General features: G+C 76.6%; 20 protein-coding genes. 10 read left to right on the top strand and 10 right to left on the bottom strand.

Annotated features, from left to right (window positions below; translation table 11 throughout):
* Positions 1 to 27 precede the first annotated feature (27 nt).
* Positions 28 to 288: a hypothetical protein gene (locus AL2_RS37705; RefSeq protein WP_157438384.1), complete on the top strand. Its 261-nt coding sequence runs from the start codon at positions 28 to 30 to the stop codon at positions 286 to 288.
* A 44-nt stretch (positions 289 to 332) separates the two neighbouring features.
* Here AL2_RS37705 and AL2_RS26615 read toward each other — a convergent pair whose 3' ends face one another.
* Together AL2_RS26615 and AL2_RS26610 are read right to left on the bottom strand one after the other, a co-directional pair.
* On the bottom strand, positions 333 to 1679 hold the full coding sequence (locus AL2_RS26615; protein ID WP_245666960.1) for a hypothetical protein: 1347 nt from the start codon (positions 1677 to 1679) through the stop codon (positions 333 to 335).
* Between the two features lies 1 nt (position 1680).
* A complete protein-coding gene (locus tag AL2_RS26610; RefSeq protein ID WP_067638218.1) occupies positions 1681 to 2085 on the bottom strand; it encodes a cupredoxin domain-containing protein in 405 nt (134 codons plus the stop codon).
* Positions 2086 to 2214: 129 nt separating this feature from the next.
* Between AL2_RS26610 and AL2_RS26605 the strand changes: the two genes are divergently transcribed.
* Genes AL2_RS26605 through AL2_RS26595 form a run of 3 tightly spaced genes read left to right on the top strand, consistent with a single transcriptional unit; the run spans position 2215 to position 5101 of the window.
* Positions 2215 to 4062 (top strand): hypothetical protein, encoded by a 1848-nt coding sequence (locus AL2_RS26605; RefSeq protein ID WP_245666958.1) that lies wholly within the window; start codon positions 2215 to 2217, stop codon positions 4060 to 4062.
* Entirely contained in the window at positions 4059 to 4298 is a 240-nt protein-coding gene (locus AL2_RS26600; RefSeq protein WP_067638214.1) for a hypothetical protein, read from the top strand. The genes AL2_RS26605 and AL2_RS26600 overlap by 4 nt, the downstream gene beginning before the upstream one ends.
* A gap of 11 nt (positions 4299 to 4309) precedes the next feature.
* Positions 4310 to 5101 carry an SDR family NAD(P)-dependent oxidoreductase gene (locus tag AL2_RS26595; RefSeq protein WP_067638212.1) on the top strand — a complete coding sequence of 264 codons (792 nt, stop codon included), beginning with the start codon at positions 4310 to 4312 and terminating at the stop codon, positions 5099 to 5101.
* On the opposite strand, the gene AL2_RS26590 is transcribed toward AL2_RS26595, so the two are convergent.
* From AL2_RS26590 to AL2_RS26575, 4 genes are all read right to left on the bottom strand, one after another.
* Entirely contained in the window at positions 5098 to 5571 is a 474-nt protein-coding gene (locus AL2_RS26590; protein ID WP_067638210.1) for a TIGR00725 family protein, read from the bottom strand. The genes AL2_RS26595 and AL2_RS26590 overlap by 4 nt on opposite strands.
* A gap of 7 nt (positions 5572 to 5578) precedes the next feature.
* On the bottom strand, positions 5579 to 5878 hold the full coding sequence (locus tag AL2_RS26585; RefSeq protein WP_067638208.1) for a 4a-hydroxytetrahydrobiopterin dehydratase: 300 nt from the start codon (positions 5876 to 5878) through the stop codon (positions 5579 to 5581).
* Between the two features lie 201 nt (positions 5879 to 6079).
* On the bottom strand, positions 6080 to 7369 hold the full coding sequence (locus tag AL2_RS26580; RefSeq protein WP_157438383.1) for a hypothetical protein: 1290 nt from the start codon (positions 7367 to 7369) through the stop codon (positions 6080 to 6082).
* A 77-nt stretch (positions 7370 to 7446) separates the two neighbouring features.
* Positions 7447 to 8457, bottom strand: coding sequence for a hypothetical protein (locus tag AL2_RS26575; RefSeq protein ID WP_067638205.1), 1011 nt, complete (start codon positions 8455 to 8457; stop codon positions 7447 to 7449).
* A gap of 370 nt (positions 8458 to 8827) precedes the next feature.
* On the opposite strand from AL2_RS26575, the gene rsgA reads away from it, so the two are divergent.
* Positions 8828 to 9937, top strand: coding sequence for a ribosome small subunit-dependent GTPase A (gene rsgA / locus AL2_RS26570; protein ID WP_067638203.1), 1110 nt, complete (start codon positions 8828 to 8830; stop codon positions 9935 to 9937).
* A gap of 59 nt (positions 9938 to 9996) precedes the next feature.
* On the opposite strand, the gene AL2_RS26565 is transcribed toward rsgA, so the two are convergent.
* Both AL2_RS26565 and AL2_RS26560 read right to left on the bottom strand, forming a co-directional pair.
* Entirely contained in the window at positions 9997 to 10839 is an 843-nt protein-coding gene (locus AL2_RS26565; RefSeq protein ID WP_067638201.1) for an ABC transporter permease, read from the bottom strand.
* On the bottom strand, positions 10836 to 11813 hold the full coding sequence (locus AL2_RS26560; protein ID WP_067638199.1) for an ATP-binding cassette domain-containing protein: 978 nt from the start codon (positions 11811 to 11813) through the stop codon (positions 10836 to 10838). The genes AL2_RS26565 and AL2_RS26560 overlap by 4 nt, the downstream gene beginning before the upstream one ends.
* A gap of 104 nt (positions 11814 to 11917) precedes the next feature.
* Between AL2_RS26560 and AL2_RS26555 the strand changes: the two genes are divergently transcribed.
* The 3 genes from AL2_RS26555 to AL2_RS26545 all read left to right on the top strand — a co-directional run bounded on the left by AL2_RS26555 (position 11918) and on the right by AL2_RS26545 (position 13533).
* Positions 11918 to 12634: a TetR/AcrR family transcriptional regulator gene (locus AL2_RS26555; RefSeq protein ID WP_067638197.1), complete on the top strand. Its 717-nt coding sequence runs from the start codon at positions 11918 to 11920 to the stop codon at positions 12632 to 12634.
* Positions 12635 to 12713: 79 nt separating this feature from the next.
* Positions 12714 to 13172: a helix-turn-helix domain-containing protein gene (locus tag AL2_RS26550; RefSeq protein ID WP_210748672.1), complete on the top strand. Its 459-nt coding sequence runs from the start codon at positions 12714 to 12716 to the stop codon at positions 13170 to 13172.
* A complete protein-coding gene (locus AL2_RS26545) occupies positions 13165 to 13533 on the top strand; it encodes a DUF4180 domain-containing protein (protein ID WP_067638192.1) in 369 nt (122 codons plus the stop codon). Before AL2_RS26550 ends, AL2_RS26545 begins: the two co-directional genes overlap by 8 nt.
* A gap of 37 nt (positions 13534 to 13570) precedes the next feature.
* Here AL2_RS26545 and AL2_RS26540 read toward each other — a convergent pair whose 3' ends face one another.
* Entirely contained in the window at positions 13571 to 14110 is a 540-nt protein-coding gene (locus AL2_RS26540; RefSeq protein WP_067638189.1) for an RNA ligase 1 family protein, read from the bottom strand.
* Between the two features lie 163 nt (positions 14111 to 14273).
* Between AL2_RS26540 and AL2_RS26535 the strand changes: the two genes are divergently transcribed.
* Positions 14274 to 15245, top strand: a complete 972-nt coding sequence (locus tag AL2_RS26535; protein ID WP_067638187.1) for an alpha/beta hydrolase — start codon at positions 14274 to 14276, stop codon at positions 15243 to 15245.
* A gap of 107 nt (positions 15246 to 15352) precedes the next feature.
* On the top strand, positions 15353 to 15658 hold the full coding sequence (locus AL2_RS26530; RefSeq protein ID WP_157438381.1) for a hypothetical protein: 306 nt from the start codon (positions 15353 to 15355) through the stop codon (positions 15656 to 15658).
* A gap of 31 nt (positions 15659 to 15689) precedes the next feature.
* Here the strand turns inward: AL2_RS26530 and AL2_RS26525 are convergent.
* Positions 15690 to 16812: DUF885 domain-containing protein (locus tag AL2_RS26525; protein WP_067638183.1), on the bottom strand; the 1123-nt coding region annotated here is incomplete at its 5' end.

Here is a 16812-nt window from a genome sequence, read left to right as displayed (position 1 = left end):
GTGCCGGGCGGTGGCGAGACTTGCGGCATGGCAGGGGGAATTTCGCTGAGCGGCGAGCCCGCGGAGGGCGGCGCCGCCGCCGGGGAGGCGGCGGCGTTCGCGCCGCCGGAGGGGACGCGGGCGGCGCGGCGGGAGGCGTTCGCGCGGGCGCATCCGGTGCTCTACGCCTCGCGGCACGTGGCGGTGGCGGCGGCGCGGACCTTCCCCGGCCCGCCCTGCCGGACCTGCCCGCGCCGTCGTGGGCGGGCGCGGTCGCGGCGGCGGCCAAGTTCGCGGTACCGGTCCTGATCGCGGTGGGCGTCGCGGCCAGGGAGGTGGAGCGGCGCAGGCGGTCAGCCGCTCAGCAGGGCGAACAGGCCGGCGCAGGTGAGTGCGACCATGACGGCGGCGACGGGGAGCTGCCCGCGCAGGGCCCGCCCCGGGCCGCGCAGGGCGAGGTCGTGCGCGGCGGCGGTCCCGGCGATGTGGCCGAGGACGATGGCGTTGACCTGGACCTGCGCGGTGAGCACCGGCCCGGCGAGGTCGTAGTCGATCCTGTTGCCGGTGGAGCCGAGCAGGTTCGCGCCCGTCCCGAACGGGTCGCTGGCGAGGATGAACGTGGTCTGGCCCTCCAGGACCAAGAACGAGAAGTAGTGCGCGAGGGTGTAGCCGAGCGCGATCGGCAGCAGGGTCGCGGCGAACCGGCCGGGCAGCGCGGCCGGGTCCTGGCCGGTGAGGCGGGCGCTGAGCCGCAGCGCCGCGACGTACAGGAGCGCGACGGCGCCGATGGCGGCGGCGAGCCCTGACGTCCCGGCGGGGACGCTGGTGGGGTCGACGTTGTCGCGCCAGTAGGTGGTGCGGGTGATGCCGTCGAACCCGGTGGAGCCGATGAGCACGCACGCGGCGGCGGTGAGGCCGGGTTCGGCGGCGCCGGTCATGAGGCCGGTGAGCGGGGTGCGCCGCACCAGCGTCCCGTCGCCGCGCCGCCCGATCGGGCACAGCCTCGCCAGGAGGCTGGAGTAGGCCTCGAACCCGTCGCCGCGGGTGAACCAGTCGCGGCCGAACCACCAGGCCAGGGCCAGGTTGGCGGCGGCGTAGGCGAGGATGAGCGTCCCGACGGCGCGCGGGTCGGACCGGTCCGGCGCGACCAGTTCCAGCCACACGAACCCGGTGAGCCACGCGGCCGCCGGCCAGTACCCGAGCCGCGCGGGGAGGGCGCGGCGCCCGGCCGGGGGTGTGCGGGTGGCGCGGCACAGTGCGGCGTGCAGGGTGCGCAGCGGGTTGACGCGCCGCCACACGGGGCCGAGCAGGACGCTGGCGGGGACGAGCCCGACCCAGAACGTCACGAACAGCGCCCACGGGGCGAGGTTGGCGTTCGCCTCGGGCGGCCCGGCGAACGCGACGGTGACGACGAACGCGGTCGCGGCGAGGGCCAGGAGGCGTCCCGCGAGGGTGAGGGCGGGCGCGTCCAGGACGCGGGCGAGCGCGGCGGGCAGCGGCCGCCCGGCCCCGGGGTGCAGCCGGGGCCGTTTCCACGCGGCGGTGAGCGCGGCGAACGAGGCGGCTACCGCGATGCCGCCGCCGGCGATGGCGGCGACGGCGTCCAGGGGCAGGTCGGTGCGCCCGCCGAGCCCGTGGGCGAGGACGTGCGCGCCGGTGACGGGCACGGCGGACACGGCGGCGGACAGGGTGACGAGCACGTCAGCCGACCTGCAGCTCGAACGCGCGGGCGCCGGAGTGGTGCAGCTCGGCCTCGAACACCCCCGGCGTATCGGCGGTGAACCTCAGGGTGGCGGGGCGGCCGGGGGTGATCTTCAGTTCGCGGTCGTAGCCGTGCAGGTGGAACTCGTCGGCGGTGTCGCCGGTGACGGTGATCTCGACGGCGGCGCCGCGCGGGACCTTCACGCGGCGGTGCGCGGTGCGCGCCTTCCCGCCGGTCACGGTCACCGCGATCCGGACGACCCGCGCCCCGGTGGGCGTCGCCGACCCGGACGGCGCGGCCGTGCCGGGCGTCCCGGGCGGGGCGGCGGGCGCGGGCTCCCCGCAGCCGGCCGCCGCCAGCGTCACGGCGGCCGCGAGGGCCCCGGCGATGATCCGCGCTCCCATGGCGTCCCTTTCGTTCCGGTGTCCCACACCACAGATTGTGACACTAGACAATGACACATTAGAAGATGACATACTCCATTCCGGGGCGTCCGCCCCTTCTGTTCTGGTTCCTGCGGCGAGGGAGCACCGGTGGTGGAGCACATGACGGGGCCGGGGGCCGTACTGCGGCTGGCCGCCGAGGCGCCGGCGAAACCGGCGGGCGGCGCGGCCCTCGACCAGATCCTCATCGCCTCCACCGGCGCCGCCGCGCTCACGGCGGTGCTGCTGGTCTTCGGGTGGGGGCACCGCACCGGCCGCATCACCGCGCTGTCCCGGCTGGCGGCCCTGGCCCAGCGCGGCGCCGGCCGCGGCGTCCCGGGGTGGGCGGCGCTGCCGCTGCAGGTCGCGATGGTGTCGCTGCTCATCGCGCTCCTCGGCATGTACTGGGACATCTCCCTGCACATCTCCCACGGCCGGGACGAGGGGCCGCTGGCCAACATCGCCCACTACCCGATCCTGATCGGGCTGTTCGGCATCTTCACCGCCGGCGTGCTGGCCGTGGTGCTGCCGAAGGGCGAGCGCCCCGGCGCCGCGTCGGTGCGGATCACCCGGGACTGGCACGCGCCCGCCGGCGGCGTGCTGCTGGCCGGCGCCGGGTTCTACGCGCTGCTCGGCTTCCCCCTCGACGACGTGTGGCACCGCATCTTCGGGCAGGACGTGACGCTGTGGGGCCCGACGCACCTGATGCTGATCGGCGGGGCCGGGCTGTCGCTGGTGGCGATGATGATCCTGGAGCGGGAGGGCCGCCGCGCGAGCCCGGCGGCCGATCAGCCGCCCGGCTGGATCCGCTACGCGCGGCGGTGCATGCTCGGCGGCGGGCTCCTGATCGGGCTGTCGGTGTTCCAGGCCGAGTACGACTTCGGGGTGCCGCAGTTCCGGCTCGTCCACCAGCCGCTGCTGATCGCGCTGGCGGCCGGCTGCGCGCTGGTGGCGGTGCGGCTGTGGGCGGGACGCGGCGCCGCGCTGCTCGCCGTCGCGTTCTACATGCTGGTGCGGGGCGGGGTGTCGGTCGCGGTCGCCGGCGTCATCGGCGAGCTGTGGGCGGCGGTGCCGCTGTACTTCGCCGAGGCGCTGTGCGTGGAGATCGCGGCGCTGGCGCTGGCGCGGCGGCCCCTGGCGACGGGCGCGGTGTCGGGGCTGCTGATCGGGACGGCCGGGTTCGGCGCCGAGTACGCCTACGGGCAGGCGGCGTTCCGGCTGCCGTGGACGCCCGACATCCTGGCCGAGGGCATGGCCATGGCGGTGGCCGGCGGTGTGGCGGGCGGGCTGTGCGGGGCGCTGCTGGCCGAGGGCCTGGCGGGCCGGACGCCGCGGCCGGCGGTGGCGCGCGGGATCTTCGCGGGGGCGATCCTGGCGGTGTCGGCGGCGGTCGCCAACGGCCTGATCATCGACGTCCCGGCGGGCCGCACCGCCACGGTCACGCTCACCGACGTGCGCGGCGACGCCGCGCACCGCACCGCGCGCGCCCGCATCGAGTTCTCCCCCGCCGGCGCGGTGGACGGGCCGGCGTGGGTGACGGTGACGGGCTGGCAGGGCAAGGGCCTGCACGTCGACCACCTGGTCAGGGAACGCCAGGGCGTCTACCGGACGAGCGAGCCGATGCCGCTGCACGGGAGCTGGAAGACGCTGATCCGCGTCCACGACGGGCGGACCCTGGCGGGCGTCCCGGTCTACATGCCCGCCGACCCGGCGATCGGCGCGCGGGAGCTGCCCGCCCCGGCGCGGTTCACGCGGGACGTGCAGAGCGAGCGGTCGGTCCTGCAGCGGGAGCTGAAGACCGACGTGCCGGGCTGGCTGTGGGCGGTGTGCTCGGCGGTCGTCCTGGCGTGCACGCTGGCGCTGGTGATCGCGCTCGGCTGGGGCGTCGCGCGGATCGCCCGGCGGCTGCCCGAGGCCGCCCCCTCCCCCGCCCCGGACGCCGCGGAGGCGGCCACGTGACCGCCGCCGCCCTGGCCGCTGACGTGGCCGCCCCCGGGACGGGTGTCCTGGCGACCCACCCGATCATCACCGCGGTGCCGTTCTTCGTGCCGACGTTCATCGTCGTCGCGGTGATCGCCGTGGTGATCTGGCGGGACCGCCGCCGCCGCGGCGACGACCCGCCCGCCAGCGACCCGCCGGCCGGTGCCTCTTCCTCCGAGGACCCGCCCTCCGGCGGCCGGACGCCGGAACCGTAGACTCCGCCGTCATGAGCGGCCTCCCGTCCCCCGTCCCGTACCTGTCGGAGCTGTTCTCGCTGGAGGGACGGGTCGCGTTCGTGACCGGCGGCAGCTCCGGGATCGGCCGGGCGATCGCGGAGGCGCTCGCCCGGGCCGGCGCGTCCGTCGTGGTGATCGCCCGCCGGGAGGGGGAACTGGCCTCGACCGTCCGCGACCTGGAGGGGCACGGGTGCCGGGCGGCGTGGGTCAGCGCCGACCTGGGGTCGCGGGACGCGGTCGCCGGGGCCGCCGACGAGGCCGCGGCGGCGTTCGGGGAGCCCGACATCCTGGTCAGCGCGGCGGCGGTCAACCTGCGCCCGCCGATGGACGTCCTCGGCGCCGACGTGTGGGACACCACGATGGCGGTGAACCTGGACGCGCCGTTCCTGCTCGGGCAGCGGTTCGGGCCCGGGATGGCCGGGCGCGGCTTCGGGCGGCTGATCCACATCGCCTCGCAGCAGGCGTTCCGCGCGTCGGTGACCAGCGGCGCCTACGGGGTGTCCAAGGCGGGCCTGGTGGCGCTGGCCCGCTCGCAGGCCGAGGCGTGGTCGGGCCGCGGCGTCACCGCCAACACCCTGGTGCCGGGGTTCGTGATGACGCCGCTCAACGCCCGGCTGGCGGCCGACCCGGTGAAGGTGCGGGCCCTGGCCGAGCGGACCATGACCGGCCGCAACGGGCGCGCGGACGACTTCGCGGGCGCGGCGGTGTTCCTGGCGTCGGCGGCGTCCGGCTACGTCACCGGCCAGTCGATCTTCGTGGACGGCGGCTTCTCCGCGCACTAGGCCCAGAGGCCGGTCGCCGCGACGGCTCCGGGCGGGTCGGCGGCGTGCACGATCGCCCCGGCCGGCCGTCCGTCCCCGTCGAGGACGCGCCAGCCGCCGAGCTGCACGACCGGGACCCGGCCCGCTCTCATGGCCAGGGCGATCTCCGACAGCGTCCCCCAGGACCCGCCGACGGCGATGAGCGCGTCGGCGGCGTTGACGAGGACGTTGTTGCGGGCCTGCCCGAGCCCGGTGGGGACCGCGACGGTCAGGTCGGGCCCGGCGGCGGCGCGGTCGGCGGCGGGCAGCACCCCCACCGTGATCCCGCCGGCGGTGCGGGCGCCGGCCGCCGCGGCGGCCATCACGCCGCCGAGCCCCCCGCACAGCACGACGGCGCCGCGCCCGGCGAGGAGCCGCCCGGTCTCGTAGGCCAGGTCCCATTCGCGTTCGGTGCACTCGCCGGGCCCGCACACCGCCACCTGGACGGCCATGACGCGGCTACCCGGCGCCGTGCCGGGCCGCGATCTCGTCGATCACGGCGGCGAGGTCGAAGTCCTTGCCGGTGAGGCCGCCGGCGCTGTGGGTGGACAGCGTGAACGTCAGCGTCCGCCAGCGGATGTCGATGTCGGGATGGTGGTCGGCGTCCTCGGCGGCGCGGGCGACATCGGTGACGACGTCGATCCCGGCCATGAACGAGGGCGCCTTCACCTGCCTGCGGATCGCGTCGCCGTCGCGGTCCCAGGCGGGCAGCCCGCCCAGGCGTTCCGCGACGGCGGCGTCGTCGAGCGTGTCGGCCATCGTGTCGCTCCCTGTTCGTCGGCGCTGATGCTGTTGTCCCTTCCCACTGCGGCACGCCGGTCACCCCGCGCCCGGCGCCAGGTCGTACAGGACCGTGCCGCCAACTGTGCCGCCAACTGTGCCGCCGACTGTGGTGGCGGTGTGGTCCGCGGCGACCCAGCGCTCCCTTCCGCTACTGGGGTCGATCTTCTGAGGGCCGGTTCACGCCCCGGGCGGGGATTCCACGGTGATCTCGGCCGTGGCCCGCGCCCACGGATCACCGGCCTGCCCGCCCGCCTCGGCGCCGCCCACGACGCCGCCCTCGACCTCGACCTCGGCGGTGGCCTCGACCTCGACGGTGGTGGACGGGGCGGTGGCCCGCTCCCACGGGTCGCCGGTCCGCGCGCCCGTCTCGACGACGGTCGCCTTGACGGTGGCCTTGACGGGCGCGGGGCGGGTGGCGGTGGTCCAGGTGGTCTTGGCGACGTCCACGACGACGTCGCGGGAGACGTCCAGGATCATGCCGCGCAGCTGCTCCTTCATGGCGAGCCTGAGGGCGTCGCGCAGCAGCTCGCGCAGCACGGCCTCCATGGCGCCGGCGGCGGCGCGGCCCGCGGCGCGGACGGCCAGGTCACGGGCGGTGCGGGCGAAGGCGCTGTCCTTGGCGGCGGTGAGCAGGTCCCCGGCCGCGCGGGCGGTCTCGGACCCGGCGGCGCGCGCGGCCAGCTCGCCGGCCGCGCCGGTGAGCGGCGCGAGCTCGTCGGCCAGGCCCGTCTCGCGGGCGGTGTCGCGGGCGGTGTCGCGCAGGGCGGCGGCGATGTCGCGGGCGGCCTGGTCGGCGGTCTCGCGGACGACCCGGGCGACGACGTCGCGGCCGGCGATCATGGCGGCGTCCACGGCGGCGTCGGCGACGGTGTCGATCGCGGCGTCCACGACGGCCCTGGTGGCGGCCTGCACGACGGGCGCGGACGCGGTGCGCCCCGCCACGTCCCGGGCGGTCTCCAGCGCGGCGCCGGTGGCGGCGCGGGCGAGGGGGCTCTCGGCGGCGGCGCGGCGCGCGGCGGCGGCCAGGGGATGCCGGGCGGCCTGCCCGGCGAGCTGCTCGGCGAGGGTCATCGCGGTGGTCGCGGCCTCGAACGCGCCCGCGGTGGCGGGGTTGGCGGCCGCGGCGGCGCGGGCCTCGGTGACGGCGCGCTCGGCGGCGGCGCGCGCGGCGCGGACGGCGGTGTCCCGGGCCGCCCGCTCGATCGTCTTCATGGCGGGCGTGCCCGACACCTGCTCCAGGATGCGTTCGGCGGCGAGCGCGGCGGCGTCCCGGGCCGCGTCGCGGACCGGTTCCCCGGCCTGCGCGGCCAGCCGCGCGGCGGACGCGGCGGCCGGCGCCAGCCCGTCCCAGATCTCCGCCAGCCGCTCGGCGGCGTCCCGGTCTGCGCGCCGGGCCCGCTCGGCGAGCCCGCTCTCCCGCTGGTCGGTGTCCTGCCGGTCGGTGTCCTGCTGGTCCTTGCCGTCCACGGCCACGCCCCTTATCGCGATCCGCCCCCAAATCACCATAACTTCCGTTCGGCGCCGTCACTCCCCCGGTTCGGCGGTCAGTGCCCGCAGGTGGGGCAGGGGCGGCGGGTGCGGCGGGCGTAGGCGCGGGCGGCGGCGGCCATCCCGGCGCCCCAGGCGAGGTAGGCGGGGACGGCGATCCAGAAGAACGTCTCGGGGAGGTCGAGGCCGCCGCCGGGCGGGAACGGGTTGCGGCCGTGGAGCCGCTCCCAGATCATCTGGAGCAGCCCGACGCCGAAGTAGACGGTGAGGCCGCCGGAGATCGCGGTGCCGGGCCACAGCACCAGCCGGCGCGGGACGGGCCGTCCGGCCAGGCCGGGGACCCACCGCGGCCAGGTCCGCCCGAAGGGGTGGACGAGCGCGAGCGGCAGCAGGGTCCCGCCGAGCACGAATCCGGTCTCGAACAGGACCGCCGAGGCGCCGCCGGTCAGCGGGGACTCCCCGAACCCGACGGCGGCCTGGGCGATGATCCGGGCGAGGCAGCCGGCGGCGGCGAGGTAGGCGGCCCCGTACGCCCACGCGGGCGTGTGCTCCAGCGGGCCGGGCGCGGCCGCGGCCCGCCCGCAGGCGCCGCATCCGGCGCGGGTGCGGCGGGCGTGGGCGCGGGCCGCCAGGGCGGTCAGGATCCCGGCGGCGGCGCACGCGGCCCGCGACAGCGCGCCCAGCGGGTAGAGGCCGATGCCGAGGCCGGGCAGGATCGCGCCGACGACGTCGAGGAGCAGCAGCGCCGCCGAGGCGACCAGGCACACCGCGGCCGTCCAGGCGGCGGCGAGCAGCGGGGTGCGGGCGCGGCCGGCGGTGCGCGGGAGGGCCAGCGCGGCCAGGACGAGCGCGGCGGCCCCGCACAGCGCGGCGCTGCCCCAGCCGGTGAAGACCAGCAGGTCGGTGCCGGTGGGCGACAGCCGTCCGGGCCGGTGCCCGGCCGCCCAGTACGCGCGCAGCGCCCCGTAGGCCAGTAGCAGGGCGAGCGCGGCGGCCGTCAGGCGGCGCCCTGCGGCGGCCTGCTCCTCGGACGGGTCGCGGGCTTGCGCGACGCGGGTGGTGGCCATGGCAGTGATCCTGCGGCCGGCGGGCGGGGCGGCGCCTCCCCGCCGCGGCCGATCCCTCTCCCCCGCCCGGGGGAGCCCGGCCGGAGGGAGCCGCCGTGCGGCCGTCAGGCGGCGCCTTCCCGTCAGGGCCGATCTCGCCGCCCCAGGGGCCGGGGGGCGGCGCCGCGTTAATGGCTGGCGGCGCGGCGGGCCGGCGGGTAATGTCGCGCGGGAACGCGTGAGGAGGTGGGGATGTATGGCCGTCGCCTCGGTCGCTGCTGCCCGCAGCACTCGTCCCGTCCTCATCCTCCGGGCCGCCGGCTGACCTGATCCCGCACGATCGTTGCGGCGTCCGTGCGCCGGGGCCCCTTTCACGCAAGGGTTCCAAGCATTGTCTTCCGCATTCGCGGGCCCGTCCCCTCTCGCCGCCTACGGCTGGGACGAGGCCCTGGAGATCGAGTTCACCTCTCATCGCGCGGCGGGGCTGATGCCCGCGCGCGTGGCCGCGGTCGACCGCGGCCTGTGCGACGTGGTCACCGAGGACGGCCCGGCCCGGGCGTCCACGGCGGCCCTGTCCGCTGATCTGCTGTCTGATCCGCTGTCCGCTGATGCGCTGTCGGTGCCGTGCACGGGCGACTGGGCGGCGCTGCGCCCGGACGGCCCGGACGGGCGGGCGGCGGTGGCGGCGCTGCTGCCGCGCCGGACCGCGATCGTGCGGTCGTCGGCGTCGCGTGATTCGCGCGGCCAGGTCCTGGCCGCCAATGTCGACACCGTCGCGGTGGTGGTGTCGCTGGCCGCCCGCCCGGCCCCGGGGCGGATCGAGCGGCTGGTGGCGCTGGCCTGGGAGAGCGGCGCGCGGCCGGTGGTCGTGCTGACCAAGGCCGACCAGGTGCCCGGCACCGCCGAGGCCGAGGCGGCGGCCGCGGCCGCGGCGCCCGGCGTGGACGTGGTGGCGTGCAGCGCCGCGACCGGCGACGGGGTCGACGCCGTCCGGGCCGTCGTGGCCGGGACGGTGGTGCTGGTCGGGCCGTCGGGCGCGGGCAAGTCCACGCTCGGCAACGCGCTGCTGGGCGCGGCGGCGCTGGCCACCGGCGCGGTCCGGGACGGCGACGGCAAGGGCCGGCACACCACCGTGCGGCGGGAGCTGCTGCCGCTGCCGGGCGGCGGCGTCCTGATCGACACGCCGGGGCTGCGCGGCGTCGGCCTGTTCGAGGCGTCCGGGGGCCTGGAGCGCACGTTCGCCGACGTGGCGGAGCTGGCCGCCGGGTGCCGGTTCGCGGACTGCGCGCACCGGTCCGAGCCGGGCTGCGCCGTGCTGGCCGCCGTCGAGGACGGGACGCTGCCGCGCCGCCGCCTGGACAGCTACCGGCGGCTGATGCGCGAGAACGAGTGGGCGGCGTCCCGCGCCGACGCGCGGCTGCGCTCCGAGCGCGAGGACCGCCGGAAGGCGATCAGCAGGGCGCAGCGGCGCATGTACCGGGAGCGGGGCCGGGACCGCTGAGGTGACCGCGGCCCGCGGCGGTTTCCGCCGCGGGCCGCGGGGTCACCGGGCCGCAGGGGTCACCGGCCGCGGCGCCGGTAGGTCCGCACCGACAGCGGCACGAACACCGCGAGCAGGAGCAGCGCCCAGCCGAGGGTTGCGGTGACGGGGTGGGCGATGGGCCAGGCCGGGTCGGCGCCGGCGGCGGACGCGCCGGGGTTGCCGAACAGGTCGCGGCAGGCCGCGGTGAGGGCGCTGGCGGGGTTCCAGTCGGCGATGACCTGCAGGACCCTGGGCATGCCGCCGGTGGGGACGAAGGAGTTGGACAGCATGGTGACCGGGAACACCAGCGGGATGAGCTGGTCGGCGGTCTGCTCGTTCTTCACCACGAGGCCGAGGTAGCAGCCGGCCCAGGCCAGCGCGTACCGCATGAGGGCCAGCAGCGCGAACGCCTCGGCGGTGGGCCAGATCCCGTTGCGGGCGCGCCAGCCGACGATCAGCCCGGCGGCGGCCATGATGGTCATGCCGAGCAGGCCGTTGAGGATCTCGGCGCCGGTCTGCCCGAACGGGACGGCGGCGCGGGCCATCGGCATGGAGCGGAACCGGTCCATGACGCCGCGGGAGGCGTCGGTGGCGACCCGCAGGGTGACGGCCATGGTGGAGGTGAAGGTGACCATGGCGAACAGGCCGGGCATGAGGTACTCGCGGTAGTCGCCGCCGCCGGGGACCGAGATCGCGCTGCCGAACACGTACCCGAACAGCACGACCATGACCGCGGGGAAGATCAGCGCGGCGACGAGCTCGCCGGGTTCCTGCCGGATGCGCGACAGTTCGCGCCCGATGAGGGTGAGGCCGTCGGCGAGGGTCCAGCGCAGCCGCCCGGCGCGGGACGCCGGGGCGACCGGGGCGGTGAGGGCGGTCATCGGGCGGTCTCCTTCTCCCGGCCGCCGCCGGCGGCGGGGGCCGCGGCGTCGCCGGTGAGGCGCAGGAACACCTCGTCGAGGGTGGGGCGGCGCAGCCCGGCGTCGGCGGCGGCGACGCCGGCGCGGTCGAGTTCGCGGACGACGTCGGCGAGCCGGACGGCGCCGGCGGGCAGCGGGACCGAGAGGCGGCCGCCGTCCAGGACGGGGTAGGCGCCGGCGAGGGCGTGCAGGACGTCGGCGGCGGTGCCGGCGGTGGCGGGGTCGTCCAGGACGACGTCGAGGCGGTCGCCGATGGAGGCCTTCAGCTCGTCGGGGGCGCCGGTGGCGATGACGCGGCCGTGGTCGATGACGGCGATGTCGTCGGCGATCCGGTCGGCCTCGTCCAGGTACTGGGTGGTGAGCAGGACGGTGGTGCCCTCGGCGACCAGGCCGCGGACGGCGTCCCAGATCTCGCCGCGGCTGCGCGGGTCCAGGCCGGTGGTGGGCTCGTCCAGGAACAGCACCTGGGGGCGCAGGATCAGGCTGGTGATCAGGTCGAGGCGGCGGCGCATGCCGCCGGAGTAGCCGGCGACCTGCCGGTCGGCGGCGCCGGCCAGCCCGAACCGCTCCAGCAGCTCGTCGGCGCGGCGGCGGGCCTCGCGCCGGGGCAGGTGGTAGAGGCGGCCGAACATGCGCAGGTTGCCGCGGCCGGTGAGCTTCTCGTCGACGGCGGCGTGCTGGCCGGCCAGCCCGATGCGGGCGCGGACCTGGTCGGGCCGGCGGGCGACGTCGTGGCCGGCGATGCGGGCGTGCCCGGAGTCGGCGTCGGCGAGGGTCGCCAGGATCCGCACGGCGGTGGTCTTGCCGGCGCCGTTGGGGCCGAGGACCCCGCAGACGGTCCCGGCGGGGACGGCGAGGTCGAGGCCGTCCAGGGCCTGGGTGGTGCCGTAGCGCTTGCGCAGCGCCTCGGCCACCACGATCGGTTCGTCGGTCACGACGCCCCCTCTGGGTACGGTGTACGCATCTTGTGGATGCCACGGTAGACAACTGGGTACGTCGTACGCAACTAGGATGCCCGCAACGACGACGAGGAGGTCCGGTGGCAGGCGCCGAGCGGCAGGGCAGCATCTGGTCGGTTCCCGAGCGGCAGGGCCGGGGGCCGCGCCCCGCCTACAGCCGCGCCCAGATCACCGAGGCCGCGATCCGCATCGCCGACGCCGACGGCCTGGACGCCGCGTCGATGCGCCGCATCGCCGCCGACCTCGGCACCGGCGCGATGTCGCTGTACCGCTACGTCCCCTCGCGCGACGACCTGATCGAGCTGATGACCGACCACGTCCTGCTGGAGGCCGGCATACCCGACCGCCCGTCCGGGGACTGGCGCGCCGACCTGACGCTGATCGCCGAGAACACCCGGGAGGTGTGGCTGCGCCACCCGTGGCTGGCGAGCCTGCACCGCCCGCGCGCCACCCTCGGCCCCAACCGGCTGCGGCTGGCGGAGTTCGCGCTCGGCGCCCTGGACGTCGGGATCCCCATCGACCAGACGCTCGTCCTGCTGGACATGCTGAACGGCTACGTCGAGCGCGTGGTCCGCGGCGAGATCGAGTGGGCCCGCGAGGCCCGCCGGGGCGGGATGACGCCGGAACGCTGGATGCGGGAGAGCGGCCCCTACGTCCGCGAACTGCTGGGCACCGGCCGCTACCCGATGTTCGAGCGGATCGTGAGGGACGCGCGCCTCCCCCACATGACCGCCGAGGAGCAGTTCCGCTACGGACTGGACCGCGTCCTGGACTGCATCGCCGCCGCCCTGCCCTGAACGCCCGCAAGCCGTAGTCGGGCAGACCGCCTTCCCCAACCATCCCTATCACTCCCTATATGCGTTACCTTAGGGAGTGATGACGGAGAAAATGTACTCGGTCGAGGAGGTCGCGGACCTGCTCGGGCTGCACGTGCGGACGGTCCGCGGCTACATCCGGGACGGCCGGCTGAACGCGGTGCGGATCGGCAAGCAGTACCGGATCTCGCGCGCCGCCCTGGAGCAGCTGACCGGCCGGCCCGAGCCGAGGCCCGAGCCGGGGCCGGGCGGGGCGGCGGTGGAGGTGTCGAGCATCGTGCAGGTCGACGGCGTCGGCCGGGACGCGGCCGCCCGGCTCGCCACCCTCGTGCAGGCGGGCGTCGGCACCGGCGACCCGGGGCGGGCGCTGCGGCTGCAGGTCGTCCACGACGAGGAGCGGAGCCGGTTGAAGATCGTGATCCTGGGCGGGGCCGCCGCGACCGCGGACGTGCTGCGCCTGCTCGACGAGGTGATCGGCGGCGGCAACGGGCTGCTGGACGGGAAGGGACCGCATGGCTGACGAGATCCGGGACCTGGCCGGAACCAGGGTGCTGGTATGCGACCCGGACGGCCCGCCGGTCGCGACCGAGCGCGACGCCCTCGACCTGATCGGCGCGACCTACCTGGGCGCGGAGGTGGTGGCGGTGCCGGCGTCCCGGCTGGACGAGCGGTTCTTCACCCTCGGCACCCGGTTCGCCGGGGAGGTCATGCAGAAGTTCGTCAACTACCGGGTGCGGCTGGCGGTGGTCGGCGACGTGTCCGCGCACGTGGCGGCCAGCCCGGCGCTGGCCGCCCTGGTGCGCGAGTCGAACGCCGCCGGCCACGTGTGGTTCGTCCCGGACCTGCCCGCCCTCGGCGCCCGCCTGCGCACGGCCCGGTGAGCACCGGCCGGTCAGGCGGCCGGGCCGGCCGGGCCGGTCACGCGGGCGGGAAGTCGCGGCGCTTGAGCTTGGCCATGCGGCCGTCGGGGGCGTGCCACACGATGCCCTCGTAGGGGCGGGCCCGCAGCCAGGCGGCCAGCCCGTCGTGGTCGAGCGGGACGTCGCCCAGGTCGTCGGCGCCGTGCGGGACCAGCAGATGCCGGTCGGCACCCTCCGGGTTCCCGTTGATCCTGGGGCCGATGAGCTCGTACGTGCCCGACGGGAAGGCGTCCTCGCCGATGGCGGCGCGCAGGTGCTTCCAGAACGCCGACTGCTCGGCCGGCTCCCACCCGGTCGTCTTGCCGGTGGCCGGGTCCGTGGACACGGCGGTGAAGCCGGGCGGGGCCGGGCGCCCGGCCTTGACCTCGCGGCGGGCCAGCCACCGCTCGCCGTCGAAACGGACGCAGGTGCCGTCGTACTTGCGGGTGGCGCGGCCCTCGCCGGCGAACACCCACGCGCAGCCGGGGTCGGGCTCGCGGGTGACATGGCGCGGGTCGCCGTCCCAGTCGCGGACGAACACCGTGGGGATCTTGCGCATGGTTCCTCCCGGTCGCAGCGCGCGGGATCCCGCCCCCAGGGTGACAGCGGGGACGGGATCCGGGGCGCCCATGATCAGAGTGCCCCGGCCGCGCCGCGGGCGGCAACGGGTTTTCCTCGGCACCCCCCGCCTGAACGCGCCCCCAGGACGTAGGCTCCCGGATGTGAAGGGCCGCGATCCGCAGTACCTGGCGTTCCTGCGCCGCCGCCTCGCCGACCCCGCCGGATCCGCGGAATCCGCCCGGCCGGACGGGCCCGGCGGGACGGTCGAGGACGCGCGGCGCGAGCACGCCGCCGACCTCACCCGGTCCCCGCGCCCGCCCGTCGACACCGTCCGGGACCTCACCGTCGACGGACCGGCCGGGCCGCTGCCCGCACGGCTCTACCGGCCCGCCTGCGACGGCCCCGCCCCCGTGCTGGTGTACTTCCACGGCGGCGGATGGGTGCTCGGCGACGTCGACTCCTACGACCCCGTCGTGCGGACCCTGGCCCTCGCCAGCGGCGTCGCCTGGCTGTCGGTCGGCTACCGGCGCCCGCCCGAGGACCCCTTCCCCGCCGCGGTGGACGACGCCGTCGCCGCCGTCCGCTGGACCGTCCGCAACGCCGCCCGCCTCCGCGCCGACCCCGCCCGGGTCGCGGTCGCCGGCGACAGCGCCGGCGGCCAGATCGCCGCCGCGGCCGCCGGGATCCTGCGCACCCCCGGCCCCGACCGCCCCGTCCTGCAGGTGCTGCTGTACCCGGCACTCGACCTGCGCGACGTCCCACCGCCGCTGCCCGACCCCGACGGACTGGAACTCCCCCGCTCCGGCGTGGACCGCGCCCTGCGCGCCTACCTGCGCCGCACCGACCCCACCCGCCCCGACGTCTCCCCGCTGCTGGACCCCGACCCCGCCACCCTGCCGCCCGCGATCATCGCGACCGCCGAGCACGACCGGCTCCGCCCCCAGGCCGAACGGCACGCCGCCCGCCTGCACGCCGCCGGCGTCCCCGTCACCCTCATCACCGGCACCGGCCTGGACCACGGCTTCCTCGGCTGGGGCGCCTTCGCGCGCCGCCCCGCCGAAGCCGTCGCCGAGATCGGCGCCGCCGTCCAGCACGCCCTCACCCGGGCCCCGGACCGCCCCGAAACCCGTTGACCCGACCTTAAAGCCGCTTGCCCGGCCCGTTTAACCGGCTTGACGTGGGAAATCACACACTCACAATCCGAGCCGGGACACGCCGACGGTCGAGGGAGGTCGCCGCCTTGCAGAGGACGCACCACTTGCGGATGGTCCGGGCCGCCGAGTCCGGGCTGGAGGAATGGGCCTGCCCCACCTGCGGCCGCCGCATCCTGCTGCGCTGGCCGCCCCAGTACGTCAAACACGTCCTCGACACCGGCGACGAGCGGGCCTGCCACATCGCCAGCACACCCGACGACCCGTCCGGCGCCACCCCCGGCGCCCCCCGGCCGGCCGCCGGCGCCGACCCCGCGCACCACCGCGCCCGCCGCCGGCTCCGCGAAACCGCCGCCGCCCTCGCCCGCCCCACGAACCAGTCCGAACCCGTCTGACCCAATCTGACCGGGTCAGCCCCAGTCTGAATCAGACCCGCTCCAGCTCCGCGCGCAGCAGATCCAGGCCCATCGGCCCCAGATCCAGCGCCCGCCGGTGGAACTCCTTCAGATCGAACGCCGCACCGGCCCGTCGGCGCGCCGCCTCACGCGCCTCCAGCCACACCCTCTCCCCCACCTTGTAGGCGATCGCCTGCCCCGGCCGCCCCAGATACCGGTCGATCTCGAACGCCACCACCGAATCCGGATCCGGGCCCTTGTGCGACCGCAGGAACTCCGACCCCAGCTCCGGCGTCCACCGCTCCCCCTCATGGAACCCCGCCCCCGCCGGAATCGGCAGCTCCAGATGCAACCCGATGTCCAGGATCACCCGCGCCGCCCGGAACCGCTGCCCACCCGCCAGCATCCCCAGCCGGTGCGCCGGATCCGCGTAATGCCCCAGCTCGCCCATCAGCCGCTCCGCGTACAGGCCCCACCCCTCGCAATGCCCCGGATGCAACTCGCCCGCCACCCGCTGGAACCGGTTCAGCCGCGGATTCAGCGTCGTCACCCCCAGCTGCAGATGATGACCCGGCACCCCCTCGTGGAACATCGTCGTCGGCACCGTCCACGTCACGATCTCCGCCGACGGATCCTCCACCGTCCACCACACCGTCCCCGGACGCGACAGGTCCTCCGCCGGCGCCAGGTAGTAGATCCCCGACTCCACCGGCGGGATCCGGCACTCGATCCGCCGCAACGGCTCCGGAATATCGAAATGCGCCCCGTCCAGCTCCGCGATCGCCCGGTCCGCCAGCTCCTGGATCCACCCCCGGAACGCCTCCGCACCCGCCACCCGGTACGCCGGATCGGCGTCCAGCGCCGCCATCACCGCAGGCAGCGGCTCCCCCGGCAGGATCTCCCCCGCCGCACCCGCCATCTCCGACTCGATCCGCGCCAGCTCCTCCCAGCCCCACGCGTACGTTTCCGCCAGATCCAGCTCCGTCCCCAGGAAATCCCGCACCCCCAGCAGGTACCGGTCGGCGCCCAGCGCGTCCCGCTCCGGCGCCCGCGCCGCCAGCCACCCCGTCAGGAACGACGCGAACTCCGCCAGCGCCGCCGACGCCGCCCGCACCGCCCCCTCCAGCGCACCCGCCAGCGGACCCCCGCCATGC

This window comes from Actinomadura latina NBRC 106108 (assembly GCF_001552195.1).
Classification (GTDB): domain Bacteria; phylum Actinomycetota; class Actinomycetes; order Streptosporangiales; family Streptosporangiaceae; genus Spirillospora; species Spirillospora latina.
Note: the sequence above shows the minus strand (reverse complement) of the source record. Positions and strands in the feature narration are given on the sequence as shown.